General features: G+C 63.6%; 22 protein-coding genes and 1 tRNA gene. 2 read left to right on the forward strand and 21 right to left on the reverse strand.

The genetic code is table 11. The features are described 5' to 3' along the window. Positions 1–263: 263 nt before the first annotated feature. Positions 264–3998, reverse strand: coding sequence for a reprolysin-like metallopeptidase (locus tag ABGN05_RS26455; RefSeq protein ID WP_367957030.1), 3735 nt, complete (start codon positions 3996–3998; stop codon positions 264–266). A 399-nt stretch (positions 3999–4397) separates the two neighbouring features. Next, positions 4398–4482 (reverse strand) — tRNA-Leu (locus ABGN05_RS26460). Between the two features lie 174 nt (positions 4483–4656). Between ABGN05_RS26460 and lipB the strand changes: the two genes are divergently transcribed. After that, positions 4657–5403: a lipoyl(octanoyl) transferase LipB gene (gene lipB / locus ABGN05_RS26465; protein ID WP_367957031.1), complete on the forward strand. Its 747-nt coding sequence runs from the start codon at positions 4657–4659 to the stop codon at positions 5401–5403. Beyond that, a complete protein-coding gene (ggt, locus tag ABGN05_RS26470) occupies positions 5400–7166 on the forward strand; it encodes a gamma-glutamyltransferase (RefSeq protein ID WP_367957032.1) in 1767 nt (588 codons plus the stop codon). Before lipB ends, ggt begins: the two co-directional genes overlap by 4 nt. Positions 7167–7391: 225 nt before the next feature. Here ggt and ABGN05_RS26475 read toward each other — a convergent pair whose 3' ends face one another. The 19 genes from ABGN05_RS26475 to nuoF all read right to left on the reverse strand — a co-directional run bounded on the left by ABGN05_RS26475 (position 7392) and on the right by nuoF (position 26645). Then, positions 7392–8075, reverse strand: a complete 684-nt coding sequence (locus ABGN05_RS26475; protein WP_373695989.1) for an ABC transporter ATP-binding protein — start codon at positions 8073–8075, stop codon at positions 7392–7394. Continuing rightward, entirely contained in the window at positions 8075–9361 is a 1287-nt protein-coding gene (locus ABGN05_RS26480; protein WP_373695990.1) for a lipoprotein-releasing ABC transporter permease subunit, read from the reverse strand. Before ABGN05_RS26480 ends, ABGN05_RS26475 begins: the two co-directional genes overlap by 1 nt. After that, entirely contained in the window at positions 9358–10683 is a 1326-nt protein-coding gene (gene proS / locus ABGN05_RS26485) for a proline--tRNA ligase (RefSeq protein WP_367957035.1), read from the reverse strand. Before proS ends, ABGN05_RS26480 begins: the two co-directional genes overlap by 4 nt. A gap of 446 nt (positions 10684–11129) precedes the next feature. Beyond that, positions 11130–11399: a DUF1467 family protein gene (locus ABGN05_RS26490; RefSeq protein ID WP_367957036.1), complete on the reverse strand. Its 270-nt coding sequence runs from the start codon at positions 11397–11399 to the stop codon at positions 11130–11132. Positions 11400–11402: 3 nt separating this feature from the next. Beyond that, entirely contained in the window at positions 11403–11807 is a 405-nt protein-coding gene (gene mce, locus ABGN05_RS26495; RefSeq protein ID WP_367957037.1) for a methylmalonyl-CoA epimerase, read from the reverse strand. 31 nt (positions 11808–11838) lie between these two features. Further along, the gene (locus ABGN05_RS26500) at positions 11839–13512 is read right to left on the reverse strand and encodes a ribonuclease J (RefSeq protein ID WP_367957038.1); all 1674 of its coding nucleotides are present in this window, start codon (positions 13510–13512) and stop codon (positions 11839–11841) included. Between the two features lie 13 nt (positions 13513–13525). Beyond that, positions 13526–14356: a biotin--[acetyl-CoA-carboxylase] ligase gene (locus tag ABGN05_RS26505; protein WP_367957039.1), complete on the reverse strand. Its 831-nt coding sequence runs from the start codon at positions 14354–14356 to the stop codon at positions 13526–13528. Positions 14357–14360: 4 nt separating this feature from the next. Then, positions 14361–15797, reverse strand: coding sequence for an NADH-quinone oxidoreductase subunit NuoN (nuoN, locus tag ABGN05_RS26510; RefSeq protein ID WP_367957040.1), 1437 nt, complete (start codon positions 15795–15797; stop codon positions 14361–14363). An 11-nt stretch (positions 15798–15808) separates the two neighbouring features. Beyond that, positions 15809–17326, reverse strand: coding sequence for an NADH-quinone oxidoreductase subunit M (locus tag ABGN05_RS26515; RefSeq protein ID WP_367957041.1), 1518 nt, complete (start codon positions 17324–17326; stop codon positions 15809–15811). 3 nt (positions 17327–17329) lie between these two features. After that, positions 17330–19327 (reverse strand): NADH-quinone oxidoreductase subunit L, encoded by a 1998-nt coding sequence (nuoL, locus tag ABGN05_RS26520; protein WP_367957042.1) that lies wholly within the window; start codon positions 19325–19327, stop codon positions 17330–17332. Between the two features lies 1 nt (position 19328). Beyond that, positions 19329–19637, reverse strand: coding sequence for an NADH-quinone oxidoreductase subunit NuoK (gene nuoK / locus ABGN05_RS26525; protein ID WP_072604599.1), 309 nt, complete (start codon positions 19635–19637; stop codon positions 19329–19331). Between the two features lie 11 nt (positions 19638–19648). Further along, positions 19649–20269 (reverse strand): NADH-quinone oxidoreductase subunit J, encoded by a 621-nt coding sequence (locus ABGN05_RS26530; protein ID WP_367957193.1) that lies wholly within the window; start codon positions 20267–20269, stop codon positions 19649–19651. A gap of 119 nt (positions 20270–20388) precedes the next feature. After that, positions 20389–20880, reverse strand: a complete 492-nt coding sequence (gene nuoI, locus ABGN05_RS26535; RefSeq protein ID WP_367957043.1) for an NADH-quinone oxidoreductase subunit NuoI — start codon at positions 20878–20880, stop codon at positions 20389–20391. Between the two features lie 2 nt (positions 20881–20882). Then, on the reverse strand, positions 20883–21074 hold the full coding sequence (locus ABGN05_RS26540; protein WP_367957044.1) for a hypothetical protein: 192 nt from the start codon (positions 21072–21074) through the stop codon (positions 20883–20885). Continuing rightward, positions 21071–22117, reverse strand: a complete 1047-nt coding sequence (gene nuoH, locus ABGN05_RS26545) for an NADH-quinone oxidoreductase subunit NuoH (protein ID WP_367957045.1) — start codon at positions 22115–22117, stop codon at positions 21071–21073. The genes ABGN05_RS26540 and nuoH overlap by 4 nt, the downstream gene beginning before the upstream one ends. A gap of 10 nt (positions 22118–22127) precedes the next feature. After that, the gene (gene nuoG, locus ABGN05_RS26550) at positions 22128–24209 is read right to left on the reverse strand and encodes an NADH-quinone oxidoreductase subunit NuoG (protein WP_367957046.1); all 2082 of its coding nucleotides are present in this window, start codon (positions 24207–24209) and stop codon (positions 22128–22130) included. Next, positions 24209–24520, reverse strand: a complete 312-nt coding sequence (locus tag ABGN05_RS26555) for a pentapeptide repeat-containing protein (RefSeq protein ID WP_367957047.1) — start codon at positions 24518–24520, stop codon at positions 24209–24211. Before ABGN05_RS26555 ends, nuoG begins: the two co-directional genes overlap by 1 nt. 6 nt (positions 24521–24526) lie before the next feature. Further along, on the reverse strand, positions 24527–25264 hold the full coding sequence (locus tag ABGN05_RS26560) for a helix-hairpin-helix domain-containing protein (RefSeq protein WP_367957048.1): 738 nt from the start codon (positions 25262–25264) through the stop codon (positions 24527–24529). A gap of 76 nt (positions 25265–25340) precedes the next feature. Further along, on the reverse strand, positions 25341–26645 hold the full coding sequence (nuoF, locus tag ABGN05_RS26565) for an NADH-quinone oxidoreductase subunit NuoF (protein ID WP_367957049.1): 1305 nt from the start codon (positions 26643–26645) through the stop codon (positions 25341–25343). Between the last annotated feature and the right edge of the window lie 55 nt (positions 26646–26700).

Below are 26700 nucleotides of genomic sequence, written 5' to 3' on the forward strand. Positions count from 1 at the left end.
TTCGGTCTCCTGTGTCTCTGCGGGCACAACCGTGTAGCTGGCGCGCGGTTCCCGAAGCGGAGCCGAACCCGATCAGGATCGGCTACACATATCCGAGCAGCCAAAGAATGATGATGATCGGAAGCGGAATTCCGATCAACCAAAGCAGACCACCTCTGAGCATCGAAGTCTCTCCTGGCGCCAGTGCGCACAGGGGAACTCAGCGCGGGGATTTTGGTTCCCCAGGTGGGCGGTCGACGGTGCCGACTTTGGATGCGCACACGTCAGCGCAACAGAGGCGACTGCGGCTGCGATGTGCCGAACGCAGTGTATGTATAGTCCAGATGCGCCCAATTTCCATCGATCAATGAGCGCAGCCGTACATAGACCGTGCCCCCGTCCGGCAGGTTGGACACCGTTTGCGAGGTGCCGGTCCCCTGGTTGCCGCTGTATATGTTCGAGGAGCCCTTACCGGTCGACCCGACCTGGAGTTCGTACTCGGTAGCGCCGGTGCCAGCGGTCCACTTGAACGTGGCGGAGGAACCGACGCCGGAGCCCGGCATCGGAGTGGTCAGCTCCGCCCTGTTGCCGCCTTCGCCCTCGTAGACATTGTACTCTGGAAACGCAAAGCCCCAGGTGTCGATGGAATACAACGTCACGAATATAGGCCCGACCGAAGGCAATCCCGTGACGGTTTGGCTTGTCTTTTGGAGGTAGCCGCCATCGTAGACGTCAGATGAGCCCTGTCCGGCAGAGCCAACCGAAAGGGAATAGAACGGGTGGCCTTCAGGCGCCCACTCGAACGTCGCTGAGGATCCGAGAGTTGAGCCGGGCCGAGGCGAAACAATGGTCCCGGTAGGCACCCGGAGATATCTGTAGTCGACGTATTGCCAGGATCCGCCTATCAGCGACCACAGTCGCACGTATATGTCGGGCTCGCTTGTCAAGGGTATGCCAGAGACAGTCCTCGATGTATTCTTGCCTTGACTCGCCTCGTAGAGATCGTAGGAGCCGAAGCCCTTGGAACCGACATAAAGCCAATAAGCGGTCACTGCAGAACCAGGAGTCCACTGAAACGTCGTGGTAGAACCAAGTTTTGAACCTGGTACAGGAAAAACCATTACGGCTTTGGGACTTCCGCTTGCATAGGTGTAGTCCCTATAATACCAGAATCCATCATATCTCGACCAGAGCCTTACATAGATTTGGCCGTTGTCGGATGGCAGCCCGTGAACGGTCAACGACGTTATCACGCTTTGTGTTGGTGAACGATAGATGTCGTAGGAACCAGCACCGGTGGTGCCAACGTAGAGCATGTAGCCACTGACATCCTTGCCCTTACTCCAAGCGAATGTGGCCGACGTCCCCAGCTGTGAACCTGTATCCGGGGATGTAATCTCCGCCAGATAGTCCTCTACGGTCTTGTAGGTATAGTCGTTGTACTGCCAACGTGCATTGAGGAGCGACCATAGGCGAACGTAGATTGTGCCTTTGGTTGGAAGACCAGTCACGGTTTTCGATGTGTTGGTGTCCTGACTGCCTTGATAGATGTCCAAAGAACCCGCACCGGTCGAACCCACGTAAAGCCAGTAACCGGTGACACCCGAACCCTCGCTCCAAGTGAAGGTCGCCGTCGAGCCGATCGTCGAGCCCGCCTGTGGTGTCTTCATGACGGCTTTGGCGCCGCCGCCGGCCTTATAGACGTAGTCGTTGTATTGCCAGCCGGCCGAAAACCTCGACCAGAGTCTCACGTAGATCGTTCCACCGGACGGCAAGGCCGACACGAAACCCGATGTCTTGGTACCTTGGTCCGCCTGGAAAATGTTGGAGGAACCAGAGCCTGTGGAGCCGACAAAGAGCCAGTACTGTATGACGCCAGAACCGGTCGTCCACTCAAACGTCTCCGAGGAATTGAGCGTAGCCCCAGGTGTCGGAGACGTCATCACGGCCTTGGGACTTCCGCTCTGATACGAGTAGTCCTCGTACTGCCAGGCACCGGCAATCAACGACCACAGCCGCACATGGATCGTTCCCGCGGATGGCAGTCCAGTCACCGTTCGGGAGTTTCCGAGGCCCTGATTTGCTTGATATATGTTGGATGAACCGACACCCGTTGAGCCGACGAAAAGCCAGTACAGCTTGACGCCACTGCCGGTCGTCCACTGGAACGTCGCCGCTGAACCGAGCGTGGAACCCGGCACCGGAGCCGTCATGACGGCCTTGGTGCCGCCGCCTGCCTTGTAGGTGTAGTCGTTGAACTGCCAGGCTCCGGCAATCAGAGAGTAGAGCCGAACATAGATCGTACCGGTGGCCGGAAGGTTCGTCACGGCACGGGTCGTGCTGGTTCCGTTGCTCGCGGACAGGATGTTCCAGGATCCGACACCGGTCGAACCGACTGAAAGCCAGAAGGAGGTTACACCCGTCCCGGTGGTCCACTGGAATGTTGCGGAGGAACCGAGAGTTGAACCCGGAGTCGGAGACGACATGACGGCCTTGGTGGCGCTGCCGGCCTTGTAGGTGTAGTCGTTGTATTGCCAGGCTCCGGCGATCATCGACCATAAGCGCACATATACGGTACCGCTGGCGGGAAGGTTTGACACCGTCCGAGACGTGCTGGTGCCCTGACCAGCCTGGTAAATGTTGTACGAGCCTACGCCGGTGGAGCCGACATAGAGCCAGTACTGCGTTACGCCTGTGCCGGTCGTCCACACGAACGTCGCCGTGGAACCGAGAGTCGTGCCCGGCCCCGGCTTAGGCGATATGAGGACCGCTTTGGCCGGCGTCTTGTCCGCTCTGAACGCGGCGACCGTGCTTTTTCTTTCACGATGCACGCGCGCCACGTTGTGCGTAGTCACGGTGCCGGTCACGTGCCCGTTGTAGGTGACGTCGGGATTGGAGAAGTTGCCGATTCGCGTGCAGTAGCCGCAGGGCGCGCCGTAGGACTGGATCGTCCGGAACAGATTCTGCGGATGGATGTACCCGTAGCCGTAATTGTAGGGCGGGTTGGATCCGCTGTTGGCGACATCGTGCAGCGCTCCGAAATTGTGGCCGAGTTCGTGCGAGAACGTATGGCTATTGACGCATGTATGCGTCGTTACGGAGAAAGCATAGGCGGCGCTCGAGTTGACCCAGGCAAGGCCGCAATACTCGGTGTGATTGACGAACAGCGCCACCAGATCGGCACCCAGGGTTTCGCGCTGTGCATGGACAGAGGCCATGCCTCCGGCGCCGTCAGTCAGATTGTAGAGCAGGTCGTGATAGGTCTTGCCCGCCTCGCTATAGCCGGCCACCTGCATGGTGCCGACCAGCCGCAGACTGACCTCTGCATTGCTGGCGATGTAGGCCGCGTTGGCGAGGTCCACGCCGAGCTGAATCGTGTTCTTGATGTTGGCGTTGGCGGCAAGTGCTTCGGCCGTATAGGCGCCCAGAATGTCGATCTGCACCGTGGCTGCGGTACCGCCGAGATCGCCGGCCCGATTGCGGGAATCCCGCGGCGAGACCGGCAGCGGCCCGGGCGGATGATCCGGGGGGAAAGCCTTTGGGTCGATTTTAGTCAGGGCGTGCAGACGCCCTCCAAGCGGGGTCAGGCTGTACTGGACGAACCCGTCATAGATGACACCGGTGATCTGGCCGTCCCGCACGACGAGCACCGTCTGCCCGCCCTCCCCGCTTCCCTGTCCGATCCATGTAAAATCGTCCTCGGCGCGTTCGATCCGGTGTGTGAGACCAAGCACCAGCGTGCCCTCGGCCAATGGCACAGCGACAGTATCGCCGCGAAGTGCCGCGGGCTCGGCATCGACGTATTTGAGGTCGGTCTGTGTGGCATCACTGCTGATAGCAGCCGCGCGGCTCTCCTGATCGGCCGTCAGCGCCGGTACAGCCTCCCCGCCAGCATAGGAAAAGAGCCGGTTTTCCTGCGCCCGCGAGCGATCCACGAAAAACAGAATGCAGCAGACGCTCATCAGGATGATGGCAAGGAACTCCGCCGGCGCGACGCCGCGACTACGATCGATTTCCATTACATCCCCCCACCTCAGCCCCGGATCGAACCCTGCCGCCCACAAAAAGCCTCCCACAAGGCATGCGGGATAGAGCGAATCAAAGCATATCAGCGCTCTGCGCTTCCAGTGATCTGCCTATTCGCCCCTAATCGTTGCGATTGCTAAAGTCCTCAAGGAAGTAGACCAGATCAACTCGAACGGAACAAGCCGGTAATTTCATCGGCTGCACGAACATGCCACGCCGTTGCAGATGCGGTGCGGACGGATGGTACAGAACTACGTGATGAGATCGCTACGACGACAGGATCACGGATTCCGCCGCAACTCCCCGAACCATCCGGAACGATCGGCAGAGGGTCGCCGCGAACCGGCGCGAGGAGATGGGGAATCCGCGACGAGGGGGTCCGATAAATGGGATGGTGCGGTCGAGAAGACTCGAACTTCCACGGGTTGCCCCACAGCGACCTCAACGCTGCGCGTCTACCAATTCCGCCACGACCGCACGTGGTAGGAGCCGGAGCTTGCCGGCCCGGCGCACTTAGCAAATCGCCTATCGGGAAACAAGAGCAGCCTTCGCAATAAACGGTATGATCTCGATCCGAATGGCAAGGTGTCCGCGAGCCGGCTGGACCTTGCCTCCCTTTGCCGCCATATGTGGTCCGGAAGGACGTTTCACATGCTTCAGCGCAACCATCTCGGCTTCGATTTCCGGCCCCTGCCCGGCAGCGCGCCGGTGGAGTGGCGGGTGGAGGAGGGGCTGACCGGATACGCCGAGGCGCTGGCCTTCATGGAGGCGCGCGCGGCGGCGATCCGGGCGGGCAGCGCGGGCGAGCTGGTCTGGCTCGTCGAGCATCCGCCGCTCTATACGGCCGGCACCAGCGCCAAGCCAAGCGACCTCATCCAGCCCGACCGTTTTCCCGTCCACCAGGCGGGCCGCGGCGGCGAATACACCTATCACGGCCCCGGACAGCGGGTGGCCTACGTGATGCTCGACCTGAAGCGCCGGCGCGAGGACGTGCGCGTCTTCGTCGGCGCGCTCGAGGAATGGATCATCCGCACGCTCTCCCGCTTCAACGTCAGGGGCGAACGGCGCGAGGACCGGGTCGGCGTATGGGTGGTCCGGCCCGACCGGCCGCCGCTCGCCCCCGGCATCCCCGCCGAGGACAAGATCGCTGCGATCGGCATCCGGCTGCGCAAGTGGGTGAGCTTCCACGGCATCGCCGTCAACGTCGAACCGGATCTGTCGCACTTCTCCGGCATCGTTCCCTGCGGCATCTCCGGTTACGGCGTCACCAGCCTCGTTGATCTCGGCCTGCCGGTCACGATGGGCGACGTGGATGTCGCCCTGAAGCAGGGTTTCGAGGAAGTGTTCGGCGCGGCATCGTCCGCAAGGGTCACCAGCCAGAAGAGCGAACAACGATGAAGCAGGTTCTCGCAACGCTCGCCGCCGTGTCGGCCGCAGCCGTCCTGACGTTCTCGCAACCGGCCTTTTCGCAGCAGACGACCGACGCGTTGGCGCCTGAGGCCGCGACCGGGCAGCAGGCGAAGTCGGCCGTCCGCGCCAGGGAATTCATGGTGGTCGCGGCCAATCCGCTGGCGGCGGAAGCGGGCCTTTCCGTGTTGCGCGACGGCGGCAGCGCGGCGGACGCGCTGGTGGTCGTCCAGACCGTGCTCGGGCTCGTCGAACCGCAATCGTCGGGCATCGGCGGCGGGGCGTTTCTCGTCTGGTACGATGCAGCGACGGGCAAGGTGACCACGATCGACGGACGCGAAACCGCGCCGATGGCCGCCACACCCGAACTCTTCATCGGCGACGACGGAAAGCCGATGGAGTTTTTCGAGGCAGTCGTGGGCGGGCGCTCCGTGGGCGCGCCGGGCGTCGTGCGCCTGATGCAGAAGATCCATGAACGGCATGGGAAAAAGGACTGGGCCCAACTGTTCGAACCGGCGGCGCGCATGGCCGAGGCCGGGTTCACCGTCTCGCCGCGCCTGGCCGCGCTCATCGATGAGGACGCGCCGCTGCTTGCCGCGCAGCCGTCCACGCGCTCCTATTTCTTCGACGGTTCGGGAACGCCTCTCCAGCAGGGCTCGGCGCTCCTCAACCCCGCCTATGCCGAGACACTGCGCACGATCGGCGCCGAAGGCGCGGATGCCTTCTACAAGAGGCCGATCGCCGAGGCGATCGTCTCGGCGGTTCAGGGCCATCCCAACAATCCCGGCAAGCTGTCGCTTGAGGACCTTGCGAACTACGAGGCCAAGGAGCGCGAGGCGGTCTGCGCGCCCTATCGTGGTCTCGACGTCTGCGGCATGGGACCGCCCTCCTCCGGTGCGCTCGCCATCGGCCAGATCCTCGGCATCCTGTCGGAATTCGACCTCGAAGGCCTCGGTCCCGAGGATCCGCAAAGCTGGCGGCTCATCGGCGACGCGACCCGACTGGCCTTCGCCGATCGCGGTCGCTACGTGGCCGACCGCGATTTCGTCGACGTGCCGAAGGGACTGCTGAACCCGGACTACCTGAAATCGCGCGCGGCGCTGCTCAAGCGTCCGGATGGCCTTTCCGCCGAAGCGGCGAAAGCCGGGGATCCGCCATGGGACAAGGCCGAACTGCGCCTCGACGGCGTCTCACTCGAAGTCCCGTCCACTTCGCACTTCGTCATCGTCGATGCCGATGGCAACGTCGCGTCCATGACCAGCTCGATCGAAAACGGCTTCGGGGCGCGCCTGATGACGCGGGGCTTCCTGCTCAACAACCAGCTCACCGATTTCTCCTTCGCGCCACAGGAGAACGGGGAAGCGGTGGCCAACCGCGTGGAGCCCGGTAAACGCCCGCGTTCCTCCATGTCGCCGACCATCGTGCTGCGCGACGGTAAGCCTCTATTTGCGCTGGGCTCGCCGGGTGGCAGCAACATCATTCCATACGTCGCCCAGTCGCTCGTCGGACTGATCGACTGGAAGATGGACATCAGCGAAGCGTTTGCGATGCCCCATTTCTCCAACCGGTTCGGGCGCTACGACCTCGAAGCCGGCACCGCCGCGGCGGAACTTGCCGACGATCTTCAGGCGCTGGGATACGAGGTGCGGACCACCGACATGAATTCCGGCCTGCACGGAGTCGCCTTCCTGGCCGACGGGACGCTGGAGGGCGGTGCCGATCCGCGCCGAGAGGGCGTGGCCGTCGGAGATTGAACGGCGCCGTCAGTAGGCGCCAATCCACATGGCCATGGTGATGATGAAGAGGCTCACAGACACGAGCGAGGCGACGTCCTGGACGATGTCAGTCATGTTCGTTCTCCCGGTTTCGCTTATGTCCCTATAATGTTCTCTTTCCGTTCTTATTTGCAAGCCCAAGCGCCATCCTTCCGGACTCCTCCTGCCAAGTCCGGTTAATGAGGCGTTAAGCGCCCTGAGGGGTCAGAAGTCGACGACCTTGCCTTCCGCCAGCGTGACGCGGCGATCCATACGCGCGGCAAGATCGTGGTTGTGCGTGGCGATCAGCGCGGAAAGCCCGGAATGCCGCACCAGCGCTTCCATCGCGTCGAAGACGTATCCCGCCGTGTGCGGGTCGAGGTTGCCGGTCGGCTCGTCGGCGAGAAGGACGAGCGGCGCGTTCGCCACCGCGCGCGCGATCGCAACGCGCTGCTGTTCGCCGCCCGAAAGTTCTCCCGGGCGGTGTTCGGCCCGGTTGCCGATCTTCATGTAGTCTAGCAGCTGCATGGCCCGGTCCTGCGCTTCCTTCGGCGAAAGCCCCCGCACGAGTTGCGGAATGACGACGTTCTCGAGCGCCGAGAACTCCGGAAGGAGATGGTGAAACTGATAGACGAAGCCGACCTCGTTGCGGCGGATGGCGGTGCGGTCGTCGTCGGAGAGGCGGCCGCAGGACTTTCCGTTCACGATCACCTCGCCGGCGTCTGGTCGCTCCAGCAAGCCCGCTGTGTGCAGCAGCGTCGATTTTCCCGCTCCCGAGGGGGCGACGAGCGCCACCATCTCGCCGCGGTGCAGGGTGAAGTCCGCCCCGTCCAGAATGACGAGCGGTTTCGTCCCCTCGTGGTAGCGCCTGCTGACGCCGACCAGCGCGAGTGCCGCGTCCTCGGCCATCATTCGTACCTCAGGGCTTCCACGGGATCGAGGCGCGCCGCGCGCCATGCCGGAAACAGCGTCGCAAGGAACGACAGCACGAGCGCCATCAGGACCACGGAAACCGTCTCGCTTACTTCCATCTTTGCGGGGAGCTGACTCAGAAAATAGAGTTCCGGGTTGAACAGTGTGGTGCCGGAGAGCCAGGAGAAGAACTGGCGGATCGATTCGACGTTGAGGCACACCACGATGCCGAGGAGGACTCCGGCAAGCGTTCCCACCACACCGATCGCAGCACCCGTCATGACGAAGATGCGCATGACGGATCCGCGCGTCGCGCCCATCGTCCGCAGAATGGCGATGTCGCGGCCCTTGTCCTTTACCAGCATGAAGAGACCGGAAATGATGTTGAGCGCGGCGACGAGAACGATCAGCGTCAGGATCATGAACATCACGTTGCGCTCCACCTCGAGCGCGGAGAAGAACGTGTGGTTCCGCTGGCGCCAGTCGACCATGAAGAACGGCCGTTGCGCGGCCGTCTCGATCAGCGGCTTGATGTCGTCGATGGCATCCGGATCGTCGACGAAGATCTCGATCGACTGTGCCGCGCCTTCCGAATTGAAGTAGAGCTGCGCTTCGGGCAGCGCCATGAAGATGATCGAGGCGTCGTATTCGGACATGCCGACCTGGAAGATGGCAGTGACCGGATAGGCCTTCTGGCGGGCGGTCATGCCGAAAGGCGTGACGTCTCCTTCAGGTGACGTCAGCGTGACACGGTCGCCAAGCGCCAGCCCGAGCGTCTCGGCCATGCGCACGCCGACCGCGACGCCCTCTCCTGCCTCGAAGCCGTCGAGCGTGCCTTGCCGGATGTTGTCGGCGACCAGTTCGACCTTGTTCAGGTCTTCCTCGCGGATGCCGCGCACCAACGCGCCGGTGCCGCCTCCGACGTTGCCGGAAGCAAGCACCTGTCCCTCGACCAGGGGAATGGCATAGCGCACGCCTCCGACGCCATTCAGCCGCGCGGCAACCTCGGCATAATCGTCGAGCGGCCGGTCCATCGGCTGCAGGATCAGGTGCCCGTTCACGCCCAGGATGCGGGTCAGCAGTTCGGCCCGGAAGCCGTTCATCACCGCCATGACGATGATCAGCGTCGCGACGCCGAGCATGATGCCGACGAAGGAAATCGACGCGATCACGGAAATGAACGCTTCCTTGCGGCGCGAGCGCAGGTAGCGCCATGCCACCATCCGCTCGAAAACGGAGAAGGGGCCGGCCCCGCGCGGCGTTGCTGCGGCTTGCGCCATCAGCAGACGCCGAGCTTCGTGGCGGCCTCGGCGATCGCGACCGTCTCGCGTTCGCCGCTCCTGCGGTTCTTGATCTCGATCTCGCCGGCGGCCACGCCGCGCGGGCCGACGATCACCTGCCAGGGAAGGCCGATAAGGTCCGCGGTGGCGAACTTGCCGCCGGCGCGCTGGTCGGTGTCGTCGTAGAGCACGTCCTTGCCCGCCGCCGAGAGTTGCGCGTAGAGTTCCTCGCAGACGCGGTCGCATTCGGCGTCGCCCGGCTTCATGTTGATCAGCGCGAGGTCGAAAGGCGCCACGCTCTCGGGCCAGACGATGCCGTTCTCGTCATGGAATGCCTCGATGATCGCCGCAATAAGCCGGCTCGGACCGATGCCGTAGGAGCCCATCGACACGATGTGCTCCTTGCCGTCCGGCCCGGTCACGCTGGCGCCCATGGGCTTGGAATACTTCTGGCCGAAGTGGAAGATGTGGCCGACCTCGATGCCGCGCGCCGACAGACGGTCACCCTCCGCGATTCCGGACCAGACGTCCTCCTCGTGCATCTCGTCGGTCGCCGCGTAAGGGGTAGTCCACGCCTTCACGATGCCGCCGATTTCGGTGTCGTCGCCGAAGTTCGTATCTGCGCCCGGAACCGGCAGGGAGAGGAAGTCCCGGTGACAGTAGACCTGGCTCTCGCCCGTCTCGGCAAGGATGATGAACTCGTGGCTGAGGTCGCCGCCGATGGGTCCCGTATCGGCCCGCATCGGGATCGCCTGTAGGCCCATGCGGGTGAAGGTGCGAAGGTACGACACGAACATCCGGTTGTAAGCGGCCTTGGCGCCCTCGAAATCGAGATCGAAGGAATAGGCGTCCTTCATCAGGAACTCGCGCGAGCGCATCACGCCGAAGCGCGGCCGCACCTCGTCGCGGAACTTCCACTGAATGTGGTAGAGATTGAGCGGCAGATCCTTGTAGGATCGCACGTAGCTGCGGAAGATGTCGGTCACCATCTCCTCGTTCGTGGGGCCGTAGAGCATGTCGCGCTCGTGCCGGTCCTGAAGCCGCAGCATCTCTGGGCCGTAGGCGTCGTAGCGGCCGCTTTCGCGCCAGAGTTCGGCCGACTGGATCGTCGGCATCATGATTTCCAGCGCCCCGGCCCTGTCCTGCTCTTCGCGGATGATGCGGCAGACCTTGTCGAGCACCCGTTTGCCGAGCGGCAGCCAGGAGAAGCTGCCCGCCGCCTGCTGCCTCACCATGCCCGCCCGTAGCATGAGGCGGTGCGACACGATTTCCGCCTCGCGGGGATTTTCTTTCAGGATAGGCAGGAAATAGCGCGACAGCCGCATGAAGGTTTCCGTCGAAAGGGATGAAGAGACCGCAGAATCGATGGGTCCGGCGCCGGTCTCATTGCACGCGCTTCATAGCTATTTCGTGGCATGTTGGGAACCCGATCCGCCGGCTGGGAGCAACATAGTTCAGTGGTATAACATTAAACATTGGCTGCCTTATCATTGTGCAGTGCAGCACATCATTGAAGCTCGCGAAGCAAAAAAACCCGTGACAATTCAGTGACCCTTGGTCTAGTGTTCGGCCATAAACGAGAGGACGGAAGAGCAATCCGTTTTCCCTACGCGGTCAAAGTCTTGGGAGGATGCGATCTAGGCGCGGTCACTCGCTGCCGCCGGACACCGGAAACGGATCGGACGCGTTACAATTGCAAGGCTTCGGCCTTGCATTTTTTTTGTGCAATCAATCCATTGCGGCCGGGAATTCAGCCAGCGCGAGAAGCCGCTCAGTTGAAGTCCGGCACGAAGCGGGGGATGTCGTCGAAGCTCCATCCGAGCTGGTTCGTCACGTACCAGAGCAGCCCGCTGATGATGAGCGTTACGACCGTCGTGCGCAGCATGGCGCGCCGTACATGCGGCCCACGCGGCGCGCTGGAGGTGGTGCCGAGCGTCACGTCATCCTCGTCGTCCTGCGTGCGCAGGCCGAACGGCAGGGTCGCGAAAAGCACGAGCCACCAGATGATGAAGAAGAGCGCGAGATAGGAGATCCAGGTCACGAATCAGACCTGTTCCAGTTCGACCAGCGTTCCGGCAAAATCCTTCGGATGCAGGAAAAGCACCGGCTTGCCGTGCGCGCCGGTCTTCGGCTCGCCGTCGCCGAGCACGCGGGCGCCCGATGACTTCAGGCGGTCGCGGGCCTCGATGATGTCGTCTACCTCGTAGCAGACGTGATGCATGCCGCCGCCCGGGTTCTTGGCGAGGAAGGCGGCGATGGGCGATCCCTCCCCGAGCGGTTCGAGAAGCTCCACCTTGGTGTTGCCGAGCTCGATGAAGACCACCGTGACGCCATGTTCCGCCAGCGCTTGGGGATCGGTCACCGTCGCGCCGAGCGTGTCGCGATAGATGGCGCTCGCCGCGGCAAGGTCTGGGACGGCGATGGCGACATGGTTGAGACGGCCGAGCATACTTCTTCCTCCGAGACGGCGGCGCTGTTCCTCAGCGCGTGACGAAGACCGTGACGATGGGCTTCTTGCCCCAGGCCTGGTTCGCCGCGTTGCGCACCGAGCGACGCACCGCTTCCAGTACAAGGTCCAGATCCTTTCGCCTGGCGCGCGGTATGCTTTCAATCGCGCCGATCGCCGCATCAAGCATCAGATCCTCGAAATCCTCGCCGTTGCGGTCGACTTGCGGGAGACCGATGGCGACCAGGTCGGGGTCGCCCGCCATTTCGTATTTCTCGTCGAGGACGACGTTCACCGCGACATGGCCGACATAGGAGAGCTTGCGCCTGTCGCGCACGCCGACCGCGTCCTCGCCGCCGACGATCAGTCCGTCCTTGAAGATACGGCCGTACGGCACCTGGTCGACGACGCCCGCCTCGCCCGGCGCCAGCTTCACCACGTCGCCGTTGCGGGCCTGCACCACCTGCGGAATGCCGGACATGGCCCCCAGCGACCCCTGTGCGACGAGATGCGCCGCCTCGCCGTGCACCGGCACCAGGACCTGCGGCCGCACCCATTCGTACATCTTCTTCAGTTCGCTGCGCCTGGGATGGCCCGACACGTGGACCAGCGCCTCGCCGTCCTCGATGATGCGGATGCCCTGTTCGATCAGCCCGTTCTTGATCTCCAGGATCGCCTTCTCGTTGCCGGGGATGGTGCGCGAGGAAAATACGACCGTGTCGCCCGCCGAGAGCGCGAGGTTCTTCATCTCGTCGCGGGCGAGCTTGGCCAGCGCGGCGCGCGGCTCGCCCTGGCTGCCGGTGCACAGGACGACGACGTTCTCGCGCGGGATGAAGCCGTATTCCTCCTCCGAGATGAACGGCGGCAGGCCTTCCAGGTAGCCGAGCTCGGTGGCGACGTCGATCACGCGTTTCAGCGATCGGCCGAGCACGAGGACCTGCCGGCCGGCATCGCGCGCGGCTTCCACCACCGAGCGAATACGGCCGACGTTCGAAGAGAACGTAGTGATGGCGACCCGGCCCGGGGCGGCTTCGATCACCTGGCGCAGGCCCTGCCCCACCGCCTGCTCCGAGGGCGATTCGCCCTCGCGCATGGCGTTGGTCGAATCGCAGATCAGCGCGATCACCCCGGCAGTACCGAGAGCCCGGAAGCGGGCCTCGTCCGTCATGGGACCGATCTCGGGCTCGGGATCGATCTTCCAGTCGCCGGTGTGGATGATGGTTCCGAGCGGAGTCGTCATCGCCAGCGACACCGGTTCGGGGATCGAATGCGAGACCGCCACGGCCTCGATGTCGAAAGGGCCGACGGAGAAGCGGTCTCCGGCCCTGTAGATTTCGACCGGGATCTTCGGTTTCAGGCCGGGCTCGGACGCCCGCTTGGCTTCCAGCAGTCCGGCCGCGAACGGCGTCATCCAGACCGGCACGCCAAGTAGCGGCCACAGTTCGAGCAATGCGCCGTAGTGGTCCTCGTGCGCATGCGTGATGACTATCCCGCGAAGGTTCTTCTTTTCCTCGACGATGAAGCGGATGTCCGGCAGCACGAGATCGACGCCCGGCAGGTCGGGACCCGGAAAGGTCACGCCGCAGTCGACGATGATCCACTGCCGCGCGTCCGGTCGGCCGAAGCCATAGAGCGCAAGGTTCATCCCGATCTCGCCCACGCCTCCCAGCGGCGCGAAGACCAGTTCCTCGCCGTTGCTCTTAGCCATGCCTTTACCTCGCCTAGACCGCGGTAGCCGAAGCGACCGCGCCGAAATGCACGTCGCCCGCCGCGATTCGCCTTGTGCCGCCGTGTATGTCACGCACGACGAACCGGCAATCCTCGTCGATCGTTTCGAATATGCCGCGGACCACCTCTCCTTCGACCCTCACCGCCACTTCCGAGCCGAGGCCGGCGGCACGCGTCAGCCATGCCCGGCGGATCGCGTCCAGTCCCCTGCCCCCGTTCCACGACCGTTCCGCCTGCATCCATGCGTCGGAGAGAGCCAGGAACAGGGTCTCGGCCGTGGCGTCCGAGCCGAGCGCGGAAAGCGACGTGGCGGGATAGGGAACGTCCGACGGATGAGCGACGACGTTGACGCCGATGCCGATCGCGACGGCGAAGCGGCGCTCCGAAAGCATGGCCGATTCCAAAAGGATGCCGGCGAGCTTCGATCCGTCGGCGAGCACGTCGTTCGGCCACTTCAGCTGGAAACGCATCCCCGAAAGGCGGTTCTCACCGGCGTCGGCACCGATCCGCACCGCCGCTTCCGGCGCGACGGCCTTCAGGGCGTCCGAGAGCGCCAGGCCGGCGACGAAGCCGAGGGTCGCCGCCAGCGAAAGAGGGCAACAGTCGACCAGGAGAAGGGTCGCGGCAAGATTGCCCGAGGGTGTCTCCCAGGCGCGGCCGCGGCGGCCGCGGCCGCTTTCCTGCCTGCGCGACACCACCCAAAGCCGTCCCGGATCGCCCGCCCTTGCCTGCTCCAGGGCATGGGCGTTGGTCGAACCGATCGTCTCGAAGGCTTCCAGTCGGTATCCGTCCTGCCGTGCGGTGGGCGCGAGCGCAAATGCCATCGGCTCAGAAGAACGTTCTGGACGCGGCTTCCGCCATCGTTCCGATCGGTCCGCCGATCAGCACGTAGAAGAGGACGAAGGCACCAGATGCGCCGAGCACCAGCCGCAGTTCGCCCGCCATCGGCTGGAAACCGCCGACCGGCTCGTCGAACCACATGATCTTGATGATGCGCAGGTAGTAGTAGGCGCCGACCACGGATGCCAGCACGCCGATCACCGCCAGAGCGTAGAGCCCGGCATCGATCGCCGCCAGGAACACATACCACTTCGCCCAGAAACCGGCGAGCGGCGGAATGCCGGCGAGCGAGAACATCAGGATGGTCAGGATCGTGGCCATCATCGGATTGGTGCTGGAGAGCCCCGCCAGGCTATCGATCTGTTCCACATTGCCTTCCTTACGGCGCATGGCGAGGATGAAGGCGAAGGTGCCGAGCGTCATGACCAGGTAGATCAGCATGTAGATCGCGATGCCGCGGACACCGGCCGACGAATTCGCCGCCAGGCCCACCAACGCGAAGCCCATATGGCCAATCGAGGAATAGGCCATCAGGCGCTTGATGTTGCGCTGGCCGATCGCCGCGAATGCGCCGAGCAGCATGGACGCGATCGAGATGAAGACAATGATCTGCTGCCAATCGAAGGCGACGGGCTCGAAAGCACCCATGGTCACCCGCACGATCAGCGCCATGGCCGCCATCTTCGGCGCGGCAGCGAAGAAGGCCGTGACCGGTGTCGGCGCGCCTTCATAGACGTCCGGCGTCCACATGTGAAACGGCACGGCCGATATCTTGAACGACAGGCCCGCCAGAACGAAGACCAGACCGAACACCAGCCCGAGCTGCCGCTCGCCGGTCGAAAGCGCCAGCGTGATGGCGTCGAAGCCAGTGTTGCCCGTGTAGCCGTAGACCAGCGAGATGCCGTAGAGCAGCATGCCGGAAGACAACGCGCCGAGCACGAAGTACTTGAGACCCGCTTCGGTGGACCGCACCGAATCGCGGTTGATCGCGGCGATCACGTAGGCCGCCAGCGACTGGAGCTCCAGGCCGAGATAGAGCGTGATCATGTCGTTGGCCGAGACCATCAAGAGCATGCCGAGCGTCGACAGCATGATGAGGACCGGAAACTCGAACTTGTCGAAGCGCTCCGCCTTGGCGAAGCCGACCGACATGACCAGCGTTACGATCGAGCCGCCGAGCGTCAGGAACTTCATGAAGCGCGAGAACGGATCGTTGACGAAGGCGCCATCAAAGCCTTCGCCGTGCTCGCCGAAGAACAGCATCCACGCCCCGGCGCCGATCAGAATCGCGACCGCGAGCCCGGTAACCAGCGTGTTCGAGCGCTCGTCGCCGAAGACGCCGATCATCAGAAGCGCCATCGCGCCGATCGCCAGGATCAGCTCCGGTGCGGCGAGCGTCAGGCTCATGGAAAGGTCAGGCGTCATTTCTGGGACCCTTACTGCGCCAGAGCAGCCGCTGCGGTCGCCCGCCCGGCTTCGATCGAGGCTGTCACTTGGCCGACGAGCGCATCCACGGAAGCCGCGGTCGCATCGAGGATGGGCGCCGGATAGACGCCGAAGAAGATGGTCAGCGCCACCAACGGGTAGATCACCGCCTTTTCGCGCGTCGACAGGTCCAGCAGCCCCTTGAGGCTGTCCTTCGTCAGGGCTCCGAAGACTACCCTGCGGTAGAGCCACAGCGCGTAGGCCGCCGACAGGACGACGCCGGTGGTGGCGAAGAAGGCCACCCAGGTGTTCGCCTGGAAGGCGCCCATCAGCGTCAGAAACTCGCCGACGAACCCGCTCGTACCCGGCAGGCCCACATTGGCCATGGTGAAGATCAGGAAGACCACCGCGTATTTCGGCATGTTGTTCACGAGCCCGCCATAGGCGGCGATCTCACGTGTATGCATGCGGTCGTAGATGACGCCGACGCAGAGGAACAGCGCGCCGGAGACAAGACCGTGCGAGAGCATCTGGAAGATCGCGCCCTGGATGCCGATCTCGTTCATGGTGAAGATGCCCATGGTCACGAAGCCCATGTGCGCGACCGACGAATAGGCGATCAGCTTCTTGATATCCTCCTGCATCAGCGCCACGAGCGAAGTGTAGATGATCGCCACGACGGAGAGCGCGAAGACCAACGGCGCGAAGTCGGCGGAAGCGAGCGGGAACATCGGCAGCGAGAAGCGCAGGAAGCCGTAGCCGCCCATCTTCAGGAGGATGCCGGCCAGGATCACCGAGCCCGCGGTCGGCGCCTCCACGTGCGCGTCCGGCAGCCAGGTATGGACCGGCCACATCGGCATCTTCACCGCGAAGGAGGCGAAGAAGGCGAGCCACAGCCAGGTCTGCATGTTGGCCGGGAAGTCATGCGCCAGAAGCGTCGGGATGTCGGTCGTGCCGGCCTGCCAGAACATGGCCATGATGGCCAGCATCATCAGCACCGATCCCAGCAGCGTGTAGAGGAAAAACTTGAAGCTCGCATAGACGCGCCGCTTGCCGCCCCACACGCCGATGATGATGAACATCGGGATGAGGCCGGCCTCGAAGAAGACGTAGAACAGCACGATGTCGAGCGCCGTGAAGACGCCGATCATCAGCGTCTCGAGGATCAGGAAGGCGATCATGTATTCCTTGACGCGCTTCTCCACCGATACCCAGGAGGCCAGGATGCAGAGCGGCATCAGGAAGGTCGTCAGGATGACGAACAGCATGGAGATGCCGTCGACGCCCATGTGGTAGGAGATGCCGGAGTCCAGCCACTCCATCTTCTCGACGAGCTGGAAACCCGGGTTCGAATAGTCGAACGCCGCCCAGACGAACAGCGACAGGACGAAGGTGAACGCGGTGGTGAACAGCGCGACGTTGCGGATGTTGCGCCGCGCGGCCTGTCCCTCGTCCTTGATCAGCAGGATCAGGAACGCGCCGACCAGAGGCAGGAAGGTGACCGTGGAAAGGATTGGCCATTCACTCATGGTCTAGAACGAGCTCCCGAGCATCATCCATGTCACGAGCGCTGCCACGCCGATGAGCATTGCGAATGCGTAGTGGTATAGATAGCCGCTCTGCAGCTTGACGACACGGGCAGTCACGTCGGTGACGCGCGCCGAGACGCCATCGGGGCCGAAGCCGTCGATGATCTTGCCGTCGCCGGTCTTCCAGAGGAATCGGCCGACCCGCATCGCCGGGCGAACGAAGAGGAAGTCGTACAGTTCGTCGAAGTACCACTTGTTCAGGAGGAAGGCGTAGAGGCCGCGATGCTGCGCGGCCAGCCGCTTCGGCGTCTCCGGAGAGCGGATGTAGAACTGATACGCGGTGGCGAACCCCAGGAGCATTGCGACGAAGGGCGCGAGCTTCACCCACAGAGGCACGTAGTGGAAGTCGTGCAGGACGTGGTTCTCGGGGAGCGTGAACAGCGCGGCGCGCCAGAACTCCGCATAGGCCTCGCCGATGAAGAAGTCGTGGAAGATCACGCCGGCGAAAAGCGCCCCGGCGGCGAGGATGAACAGCGGCACGAGCATCACCATCGGCGATTCATGCACGTGGTGCATCACGTCGGCGGTGGCACGAGGCTTGCCATGGAAGGTCATGAAGATCAGCCGCCAGGAATAGAAGCTGGTGAACATGGCCGCCACGACGAGGAGCGTAAAGGCGAAGGGCGCGGCCGCGCTGTGGGCGGCGAAGGATCCCTCGATAATGGCGTCCTTGGAGAAGAAGCCGGCCGTGCCGATGATCGTCGCCGGGATGCCGACGCCGGTCAGCGCCAGCGTGCCGATGATCATCATCCAGTAGGTGTAGGGGATGAGCTTCCGAAGGCCGCCCATGCGCCGCATGTCCTGCTCGTCCGAGACGGAGTGGATGACCGAGCCCGACCCGAGGAACAGCAGCGCCTTGAAGAACGCATGCGTGAACAGGTGGAAGATGGCTGCCGAATAGAAGCCGAGGCCAATCGCCACGAACATGTAGCCGAGCTGCGAACAGGTCGAATAGGCGATGACGCGTTTGATGTCGTTCTGCACCAGGCCGACGGTAGCCGCGAAAAAGGCGGTGAAGGCGCCGATCACGGTGACGAAGAGCAGTGCCGTGTGCGACAGTTCGAAGATCGGCGAAAGGCGCGCGACCATGAAGACGCCGGCCGTCACCATGGTGGCGGCATGGATGAGCGCGGAGACCGGTGTCGGGCCTTCCATGGCGTCGGGCAGCCAGGTGTGCAGCGGAACCTGCGCCGACTTGCCCATGGCGCCCATGAAGAGCAGCAGGCAAACGACCGTAAGTGCCGCGTGACGATCGAGTTCATAGCCGAGGAAGTTCAGCACCGCCGCGCCATGCTCGGCCGCCTCCGCCCCGCCTTCGACGGGGATGAAGGACGTGGTGTTGGCGAAGATGGTGCTGAAATTGATCGAACCGAACAGCACGAAGACGCCGAATATACCCAGCGCGAAGCCGAAGTCGCCGACGCGGTTGACGACGAAGGCCTTGATCGCGGCGGCGTTGGCGGAGGGCTTCTTGTACCAGAACCCGATCAGCAGATAGGACGCCAGGCCCACGCCTTCCCAACCGAAGAACATCTGGACGAGGTTGTCCGACGTCACCAGCATCAGCATGGCGAAGGTGAAGAGCGACAGGTAGGCGAAGAAGCGCGGCCGATGCGGGTCGTGGTGCATGTAGCCGATCGAATAGATGTGAACGAGGGCGGAAACGGTGTTCACGACAACCAGCATGACCACAGTCAGCGTATCGATGCGGAACGCCCATTCCACGTCCAGCGCGCCCGCCTGGATGAAGCGCAGCACCGGCAGGGTAAAGGCCTCGCCCTCGCCCAGCCCGTAGGAGATGAAGGCGATCCAGGACAGGACCGCCGCGACCACGAGGAAGCCGGACGTGATGTATTCGCACGCCTTGGCCCCGAGCGAACTGCCGAACAGTCCCGCGATCAGGAAGCCGAGAAGCGGAAGGAAGACGATGGCGTGGTACATCTCAGCCCTTCATCATGTTGACGTCTTCGACGTCGATCGAGCCGCGGTTGCGGAAGAAGACGACGAGGATCGCGAGCCCGATCGCGGCTTCGGCGGCCGCGACCGTCAGCACGAAGAGCGCGAAGACCTGGCCCACCATGTCGCCGAGCTCGGCGGAGAAGGCGACGAAGTTGATGTTCACCGCGAGCAGGATGAGTTCGACCGACATCAGGATGATGATGATGTTCTTCCTGTTGAGGAAGATCCCGAATACGCCGAGCGTGAACAGGATCGCCGAGACTGTAAGGAAATGCGCGATACCGACTTCCATGAGTTTTCCTGTCAGATTCCCTTGCCCGTCTCGACTTCCACCACCTCGATGGCGGTTTCCGGAGTGCGGGCGACCTGGGCTGAGATCGATTGACGCTTGACGCCTTCCTTGTGGCGCAGCGTCAGCACGATGGCACCAACCATGGCCACCAGCAGGATCATCCCCGCTATCTGGAAGAAGAAGATGTAGTCCGTGTAGAGGAGATCCCCGAGAGCGGCCGTGTTCGATCGCACCGCCAGGGACGGGATCGGGCGCGTGATCTCGCCTGCGAGTTCCGGCGTCAGCGTATAGCCGCCGATCACGATGATCAGTTCCGCTGCCAGGATGAGGCCGACCAGGCCGCCGATCGGCGCATATTGCTGCGCGCCCTGCTTCAGTTCGGCGAAATCGACGTCGAGCATCATGACGACGAACAGGAACAGCACCGCCACGGCGCCGACATAAACGACGAGCAGAATCATCGCTAGGAACTCGGCTCCCGTCAGGAGGAAAAGGCCTGCGGCGTTGAAGAAGGTCAGGATCAGATACAGCACGGAATGGACGGGATTGCGCGAGGCAATCACCATGAAGGCGCTCGCGACCGCTATGAAGGCGAACACGTAGAAGAAGATCGCCCCTAGTCCTGTCAGCAGCATGGGTTCCCCCGGTTATTCGGCGCCGCTTTCGCGTTGCCTGGATGCGGCCTGGCCCCCAAGGCCGAAACCGCGTTGTCCTTAGACGAGCATGCCGCGCTCGTCCATCGTAGGAAGGATCACTTGTAGGGCGAATCCAGAGCGATGTTTCGTGCGATTTCGCGCTCCCAGCGATCCCCGTTCGCCAGCAGCCTGTCCTTGTCGTAGTAGAGTTCCTCGCGGGTTTCCGTCGAGAACTCGAAGTTCGGTCCCTCGACGATGGCATCGACCGGGCAGGCTTCCTGGCAGAAGCCGCAATAGATGCACTTCACCATGTCGATGTCATATCGCACCGTGCGCCGCGTTCCGTCGTTGCGGCGCGGCCCTGCCTCGATGGTGATCGCCTGCGCGGGGCAGATCGCCTCGCACAGCTTGCAGGCGATGCAGCGTTCCTCGCCGTTCGGATAGCGCCGCAGCGCGTGCTCGCCCCGGAAGCGCGGGCTCTGCGGGTTCTTCTCGTGAGGGTAATTGATGGTGTATTTCGGCGCGAAGAACTGCCGCATGGACAGCACGACGGCGCCGAAGAACTCCTTCAGCAGCAGCGACTTCGCGGCTTGGGCCAACGCCGACATTGTCAATCTCCAGCAAAGAGCGGGCCGACAAACCAGCCCACGAGCGGCAGGAGCACGAACTGGCTCAAGCCGGTGATTTGAAGGACGCGCTTGGTCTCGGGCAGGTCCACGCGGGACGCCAGCATGCGTAGCAGCACATAGTCCGCCGCCGCGATGACCAGCCCGACGAGAGCGCCGATCATAGCAGCACTCATGCCACCAGCCCCGTGAACTTCAGGAAGGCGGCGGTGATGACGACCATGGCGAGCGAGATCGGGAGGAAGACCTTCCAGCCAAGCCGCATCAGCTGGTCGTAGCGGAAGCGCGGTACGAAGGCCTTTACCAGCGCGATCATGAAGAACACGAAGCAGACCTTCAGGATGAACCAGATCGCCCCCGGCACCCAGGTGAAGGGTGCGAAGTCGAAGGGCGGCAGCCATCCTCCCAGGAAAAGTATGGTGGTGAGCGCACACATCAAGACGATCGCGACATATTCGCCCAGGAAGAACAGCAGGAACGGCGTCGAGGAGTACTCGATCATGTGACCGGCGACGAGTTCCGATTCGGCCTCGACGAGATCGAAGGGCGGCCGGTTCGTCTCGGCTAGCGCCGAGATGAAGAAGATGATGAACATCGGGAACAGAGGCAGCCAGTGCCAGTCGAGGAAGGTGTTCGGCAGTCCCATCATCGTGCCCACGCCATCGACCTGGGACAGCACGATCGCCGACAGGTTCAGCGAACCGACGCACAGGAGCACGGTAATGATCACGAAGCCGATCGAGACCTCGTAGGAAACCATTTGGGCCGCCGACCGCAGGGCGCCGAGGAACGGGTATTTCGAGTTGGATGCCCAACCGCCCATGATGACGCCGTAGACCTCCAGCGAGGCGACGGCGAAGACGAAGAGAATGCCGACATTGATGTCGGCGATTGCCCAGCCGGGTCCGATCGGGATGACGGCCCACGCCGTCATCGCGAGCACGGCCGTCACCAGCGGCGCCAGCAGGAAGACGCCCTTGTTGGCGCCCGAAGGGATGACCGGCTCCTTGAAGACGAACTTCAGGAGGTCCGCAAAAGCCTGGAAGAGCCCCCACGGGCCGACGACGTTGGGCCCGCGCCTCCGCTGGACCGCGGCCCAGATCTTGCGATCCGCGTAGAGGATATAGGCGACGAAAATCAGCAGCGCGACAAGCAGGACCACCGACTTCAGGAGGATGATCAGCGCCGGCAGGACGTAGATATCGAAGAAAGCTTCCATCGGCCCTGCCCTATTCCGCCGCCTGCCTGAACCCGCCCCGCGCGAGCGCCGAGCACTCGGCCATGACGGCCGAGGCGCGCGCGATGGGATTGGTCAGATAGAAATCCCCGACCGCGGACACGAACGGGCCCTTCTCGGGCTGCCCGCCGCTGCCGGCAATTTTCGCGATGTCGGCCGGATCGCCCGCCGCGATCGCGTCGATTTCGGCGAAATGCGGGTGGTCCGCATAGAGCTTGGCGCGCAGTTGGGCCAGCGAATCGAACGGCAGCTTCTTGCCGAGCACGTCCGACAGCGCCCTCAGGATCGCCCAATCCTCCCTCGCCTCGCCCGGTGCGAAGCCGGCGCGCGTCGTCATCTGTACGCGGCCTTCGGTGTTGACGTAGGTACCGGATTTCTCCGTGTAGGTGGCGCCAGGCAGAATGACGTCGGCGCGATGCGCGCCGGCATCGCCATGGCTGCCGATGTAGATGGTGAAGGCGTCGCCGAAATTGCCCATGTCGATCTCGTCCGCGCCGAGCAGGAAGAGAATGTCGAGCGCGCCCATCATCTGGACAACCGATTTGCCGCCCTCGCCCGGCACGAAGCCGAGATCGAGGCCGCCGACCCGCGAAGCCGCCGTGTGAAGCACCGCGAACCCGTTCCAGCCTTCAGAAACCGCCCCGACGTCGCCCGCGATCTTGGCCGCGAGCCCGAGGATCGCCGCGCCATCGCCACGCATCAGCGCTCCCTGTCCGACGATGATCATCGGGCGCTCGGCTTTCTTCAGCACGGAGATAAACGCGATGTTGTCCTCCGAGAGGCCCTTCAGCGTCTCGGCGCCGGCGCCCAGCATCTCGTAGTCGTAACGCAGATCGCCAACCTCGCCGATCACGCCGATCGGGAAATTGCCGGCCCGCCACCGCTTGCGGATGCGTGCGTTGAGAACCGAAGCCTCGAAGCGCGGATTGGCGCCGATGATCAGAAGCGCATCGGCGCTCTCGATGCCGTCGATGGTGGGATTGAACAGATAGCTCGAGCGGCCGAGCGCGGGATCGAGCGCCGCCCCGTCCTGCCGGCAGTCCATGTTCTTCGACCCCAGCGCCGCCATCAGGAGCTTCAGGGCGTACATCTCCTCGACGGAAGCGAGGTCGCCCGCGATGGCGCCGATCCGCTCCGGCGAGGCTGCCGCGACCCGGTCGCGGACCGCCGCGAATGCTTCGCTCCAGGAGGCGGGAACCAGCCGACCGTCACGCCGCACATAGGGCCGGTCCAGCCGCTGCGAGCGCAGGCCGTCCCAGATAAAGCGCGTCTTGTCGGAGATCCACTCTTCGTTCACGGCGTCGTTGACTCGCGGCAGGATGCGCATGACCTCGCGGCCGCGCGTGTCGACCCGGATCGCCGAGCCGACCGCGTCCATGACATCGATGGATTCGGTTTTGGTCAGTTCCCACGGACGCGCCTGGAAGGCGTAGGGCTTGGACGTCAGCGCACCGACGGGGCACAGATCGATGACGTTTCCCTGGAGCTCGGAGGTCATCGCCTGTTCGAGATAGGTCGTGATCTCGGCGTCCTCGCCCCGCCCGATTAGTCCGAGCTCGGAGATTCCCGCTACTTCGGTGGTGAACCTCACGCAGCGCGTGCAGTGGATGCAGCGCGTCATGATCGTCTTGACGAGCGGGCCGATGTACTTGTCTTCCACCGCGCGCTTGTTCTCGTGATAGCGCGAGCTATCCACGCCGAAGGCCATCGCCTGGTCCTGCAGGTCGCACTCGCCGCCCTGGTCGCAGATCGGACAATCGAGCGGATGGTTGATCAGCAGAAACTCCATCACGCCTTCGCGGGCCTTCTTGACCATCGGCGTGTTGGTGAAGATTTCAGGCAGTTCGCCATTTGGGCCAGGCCGCATGTCGCGAACGCCCATGGCGCAGGAAGCTGCGGGCTTGGGCGGCCCGCCCTTCACCTCGACGAGGCACATGCGACAGTTGCCGGCGATCGACAGCCGCTCGTGAAAGCAGAACCGCGGAATCTCAGCACCCGCCTCTTCAGCCGCCTGCAGCAGCGTGAAGTGGTCGGGTACCTCGATTTCCTTGCCGTCGACCTTGAGTTTAGCCATTATTCGCCCCCGGCGGATTGCGCCGCTTCGTATGCTTTCAGGAGTTCGGTGACAAGGACGCCGTCGATCCGCATCCCGGCAATGCAGGACTCCGTCACCTCGACGTCCGCCATCCTCGTGTTTCTAAAGACCGCACCCGAGAGATCGACATCTTCAAAGACCGATCCGCGAGCATTGACGTTGCTGACGAGCAGCATGGAGAGGTCCGCGTTCGATACCTTCGCGCGCGCCATGGCAACATCGTCGAACAACGAGCCGGAAAGATCGGCTCCAACAACATCCAGCGATTCGGTACGCCCCTCGATCCGCATACGTGGTCAGGCCTTGCCAGCCAGCCGGGCCGCCTGCTTCAACCATTCGTCCCGCACGATGCGGCCCCGGAAGCCGAGTTCCTCGTCGAGCCAGCGAATCTCGGCCCCGGTGAACTCCGCGATCTGCCCGTAGGTCCAAATGCCGAGGCCGTTTAATACCTTCTCGAGCTTGGGGCCGACACCCGCGATCGCCTTGAGATCGTCTGCTACGTCGGGCTTTTCCATCGCGGCAGGCTTCACCAGCGCCTCGCTTGCGGCCGCGACTTCCGCCACGGCCTGACCGGCTTCCTCGGAGGCGCGTAACGGCACGATCGTATCGACCATCGACGACCCGATCTCCGTCGCCGCCTTCATTCCCGCGTCGAGCATATCGCCGGCGACCACTCCCGTATCGGCGGCGATGGTGTCCATTGCGGCCCTGGTGCGCTTGGCCGCCGATTTCGGCGCCTTGTAGGCCGGTACCTCGGAATCCGCGTCGGAGAGCGGATAGGTCGCTCCGGACATCTTCTCGGCCAGTTGCAGCGAATTCGACACCGCGCTCAGCCAGAAGCCGAAGGCCTGTCCCGCCATGCCGGCGCCCAGCGCCATGAAGGCGGCCGGAGCCGCGAACATGCCGGCGGACGCGGCGTCGCCGCCGAAGCCCTTCGGCAGCATCGCCTCCATGTCCTGGCTGATTTTCTTCAGACTGGCTTCCATGGTCCTTGCGTCCGGCATCAGTCCATCAGGCACGAAAAACTTCGACATCGTCATGTCTCCCTTTCGTTGCTTGCTGCCTCGCCCGCCGTCTCCCCGTCACTCCGGCCGTTCGGCCTGTTCTCGCCTACTCCGCCGCGACCAGCACCGGTTCGGCACGGTGCGCGTTGCGGCTGAACTCATCGATGCGGCGCTCGATCTCCGGACGGAAGTGCCGGACCAGGCCCTGGATCGGCCATGCCGCCGCGTCGCCGAGCGCGCAGATCGTGTGGCCTTCCACCTGCTTCGTCACGTCGAGCAGCATGTCGATCTCGCGCTTCTGCGCCTCGCCGCGCACGAGCCGCTCCATGACGCGCCACATCCAGCCTGTGCCCTCGCGACAGGGCGTGCACTGGCCGCAGCTCTCGTGCTTGTAGAAATAGGACAACCTGGCAATCGCCTTCACGATATCGGTCGACTTGTCCATGACGATGACAGCCGCCGTGCCGAGACCGGATTTCAGGTCGCGCAGCGAATCGAAATCCATGGGCGTGTCCATGATCTGCTCGGCCGGCACCAGCGGCACGGACGCGCCGCCCGGAATGACGGCGAGCAGATTGTCCCAGCCGCCGCGAATACCGCCGCAGTGACGGTCGATCAGTTCGCGGAACGGGATCGACATCGCTTCCTCGACGGTGCACGGGTTGTTGACGTGCCCGGATATGCAGAACAGCTTGGTACCGACGTTGTTCTGCCGCCCGAACGAGGAGAACCATGCCGCACCGCGCCGCAGGATGGTCGGAGCGACCGCGATCGACTCGACGTTGTTGACCGTGGTCGGGCAGCCGTAGAGGCCGACATTCGCCGGGAACGGCGGCTTCAGGCGCGGTTGGCCCTTCTTGCCCTCAAGGCTCTCGAGCAGCGCCGTCTCCTCGCCGCAAATGTAGGCGCCGGCGCCGTGGTGAACGTATATGTCGAAATCATAGCCGTTCTTGTTGCCCTTGCCGATCAGGTTGGCCTCGTAGGCCTCGTCGATGGCGCGTTGCAGCGCGTCGCGCTCGCGGATGAATTCGCCGCGCACGTAGATATAGGCCGCTACCGCGCCCATCGCGCACCCGGCGATCAGGCAGCCTTCGACCAGCGTGTGCGGGTCGTGGCGCAGGATGTCGCGGTCCTTGCAGGTGCCGGGCTCCGATTCGTCGGCGTTCACCACAAGATAGCTCGGCCGGCCGTCGGACTGTTTTGGCATGAACGACCATTTGAGGCCGGTCGGAAAGCCCGCGCCGCCGCGGCCGCGCAGCCCCGACGCCTTCATCTCGCTGACGATCCAGTCGCGTCCCTTGGCGATCAGCCCGGCCGTATCATCCCAGTGACCGCGGGCCATCGCGCCCCGCAGCGACTTGTCGAAGCGGCCGTAGATGTTGTTGAAGATGCGGTCTTTGTCCTGAAGCATCGATCAGTTCCGATTCACGTCCCTCGACCAAGGTCGGCCGCGCGTTTCTACGCTG

Origin of the sequence: Aquibium pacificum, from assembly GCF_040839445.1 — a bacterium.
Lineage (GTDB): Bacteria > Pseudomonadota > Alphaproteobacteria > Rhizobiales > Rhizobiaceae > Aquibium > Aquibium pacificus.

Bases quoted from the DNA above. Each gene is read 5' to 3' on its own strand.
- ABGN05_RS26560 (WP_367957048.1), bottom strand. From the start codon at position 25,264: ATGTCGAAGTTTTTCGTGCCTGATGGACTGATGCCGGACGCAAGGACC.
- ABGN05_RS26500 (WP_367957038.1), bottom strand. From the start codon at position 13,512: ATGGCTAAGAGCAACGGCGAGGAACTGGTCTTCGCGCCGCTGGGAGGC.
- nuoL (WP_367957042.1), bottom strand. From the start codon at position 19,327: ATGTACCACGCCATCGTCTTCCTTCCGCTTCTCGGCTTCCTGATCGCG.
- nuoH (WP_367957045.1), bottom strand. From the start codon at position 22,117: ATGGAAGCTTTCTTCGATATCTACGTCCTGCCGGCGCTGATCATCCTC.
- nuoF (WP_367957049.1), bottom strand. From the start codon at position 26,645: ATGCTTCAGGACAAAGACCGCATCTTCAACAACATCTACGGCCGCTTC.
- ABGN05_RS26455 (WP_367957030.1), bottom strand. From the start codon at position 3,998: ATGGAAATCGATCGTAGTCGCGGCGTCGCGCCGGCGGAGTTCCTTGCC.
- lipB (WP_367957031.1), top strand. From the start codon at position 4,657: ATGCTTCAGCGCAACCATCTCGGCTTCGATTTCCGGCCCCTGCCCGGC.
- nuoN (WP_367957040.1), bottom strand. From the start codon at position 15,797: ATGACGCCTGACCTTTCCATGAGCCTGACGCTCGCCGCACCGGAGCTG.
- ABGN05_RS26515 (WP_367957041.1), bottom strand. From the start codon at position 17,326: ATGAGTGAATGGCCAATCCTTTCCACGGTCACCTTCCTGCCTCTGGTC.
- mce (WP_367957037.1), bottom strand. From the start codon at position 11,807: ATGCTCGGCCGTCTCAACCATGTCGCCATCGCCGTCCCAGACCTTGCC.
- nuoK (WP_072604599.1), bottom strand. From the start codon at position 19,637: ATGGAAGTCGGTATCGCGCATTTCCTTACAGTCTCGGCGATCCTGTTC.
- ABGN05_RS26555 (WP_367957047.1), bottom strand. From the start codon at position 24,520: ATGCGGATCGAGGGGCGTACCGAATCGCTGGATGTTGTTGGAGCCGAT.
- ggt (WP_367957032.1), top strand. From the start codon at position 5,400: ATGAAGCAGGTTCTCGCAACGCTCGCCGCCGTGTCGGCCGCAGCCGTC.
- nuoI (WP_367957043.1), bottom strand. From the start codon at position 20,880: ATGTCGGCGTTGGCCCAAGCCGCGAAGTCGCTGCTGCTGAAGGAGTTC.
- ABGN05_RS26540 (WP_367957044.1), bottom strand. From the start codon at position 21,074: ATGAGTGCTGCTATGATCGGCGCTCTCGTCGGGCTGGTCATCGCGGCG.
- proS (WP_367957035.1), bottom strand. From the start codon at position 10,683: ATGCGGCTGTCGCGCTATTTCCTGCCTATCCTGAAAGAAAATCCCCGC.
- ABGN05_RS26475 (WP_373695989.1), bottom strand. From the start codon at position 8,075: ATGGCCGAGGACGCGGCACTCGCGCTGGTCGGCGTCAGCAGGCGCTAC.
- ABGN05_RS26505 (WP_367957039.1), bottom strand. From the start codon at position 14,356: ATGGCATTTGCGCTCGCGCCCACCGCACGGCAGGACGGATACCGACTG.
- nuoG (WP_367957046.1), bottom strand. From the start codon at position 24,209: ATGGCTAAACTCAAGGTCGACGGCAAGGAAATCGAGGTACCCGACCAC.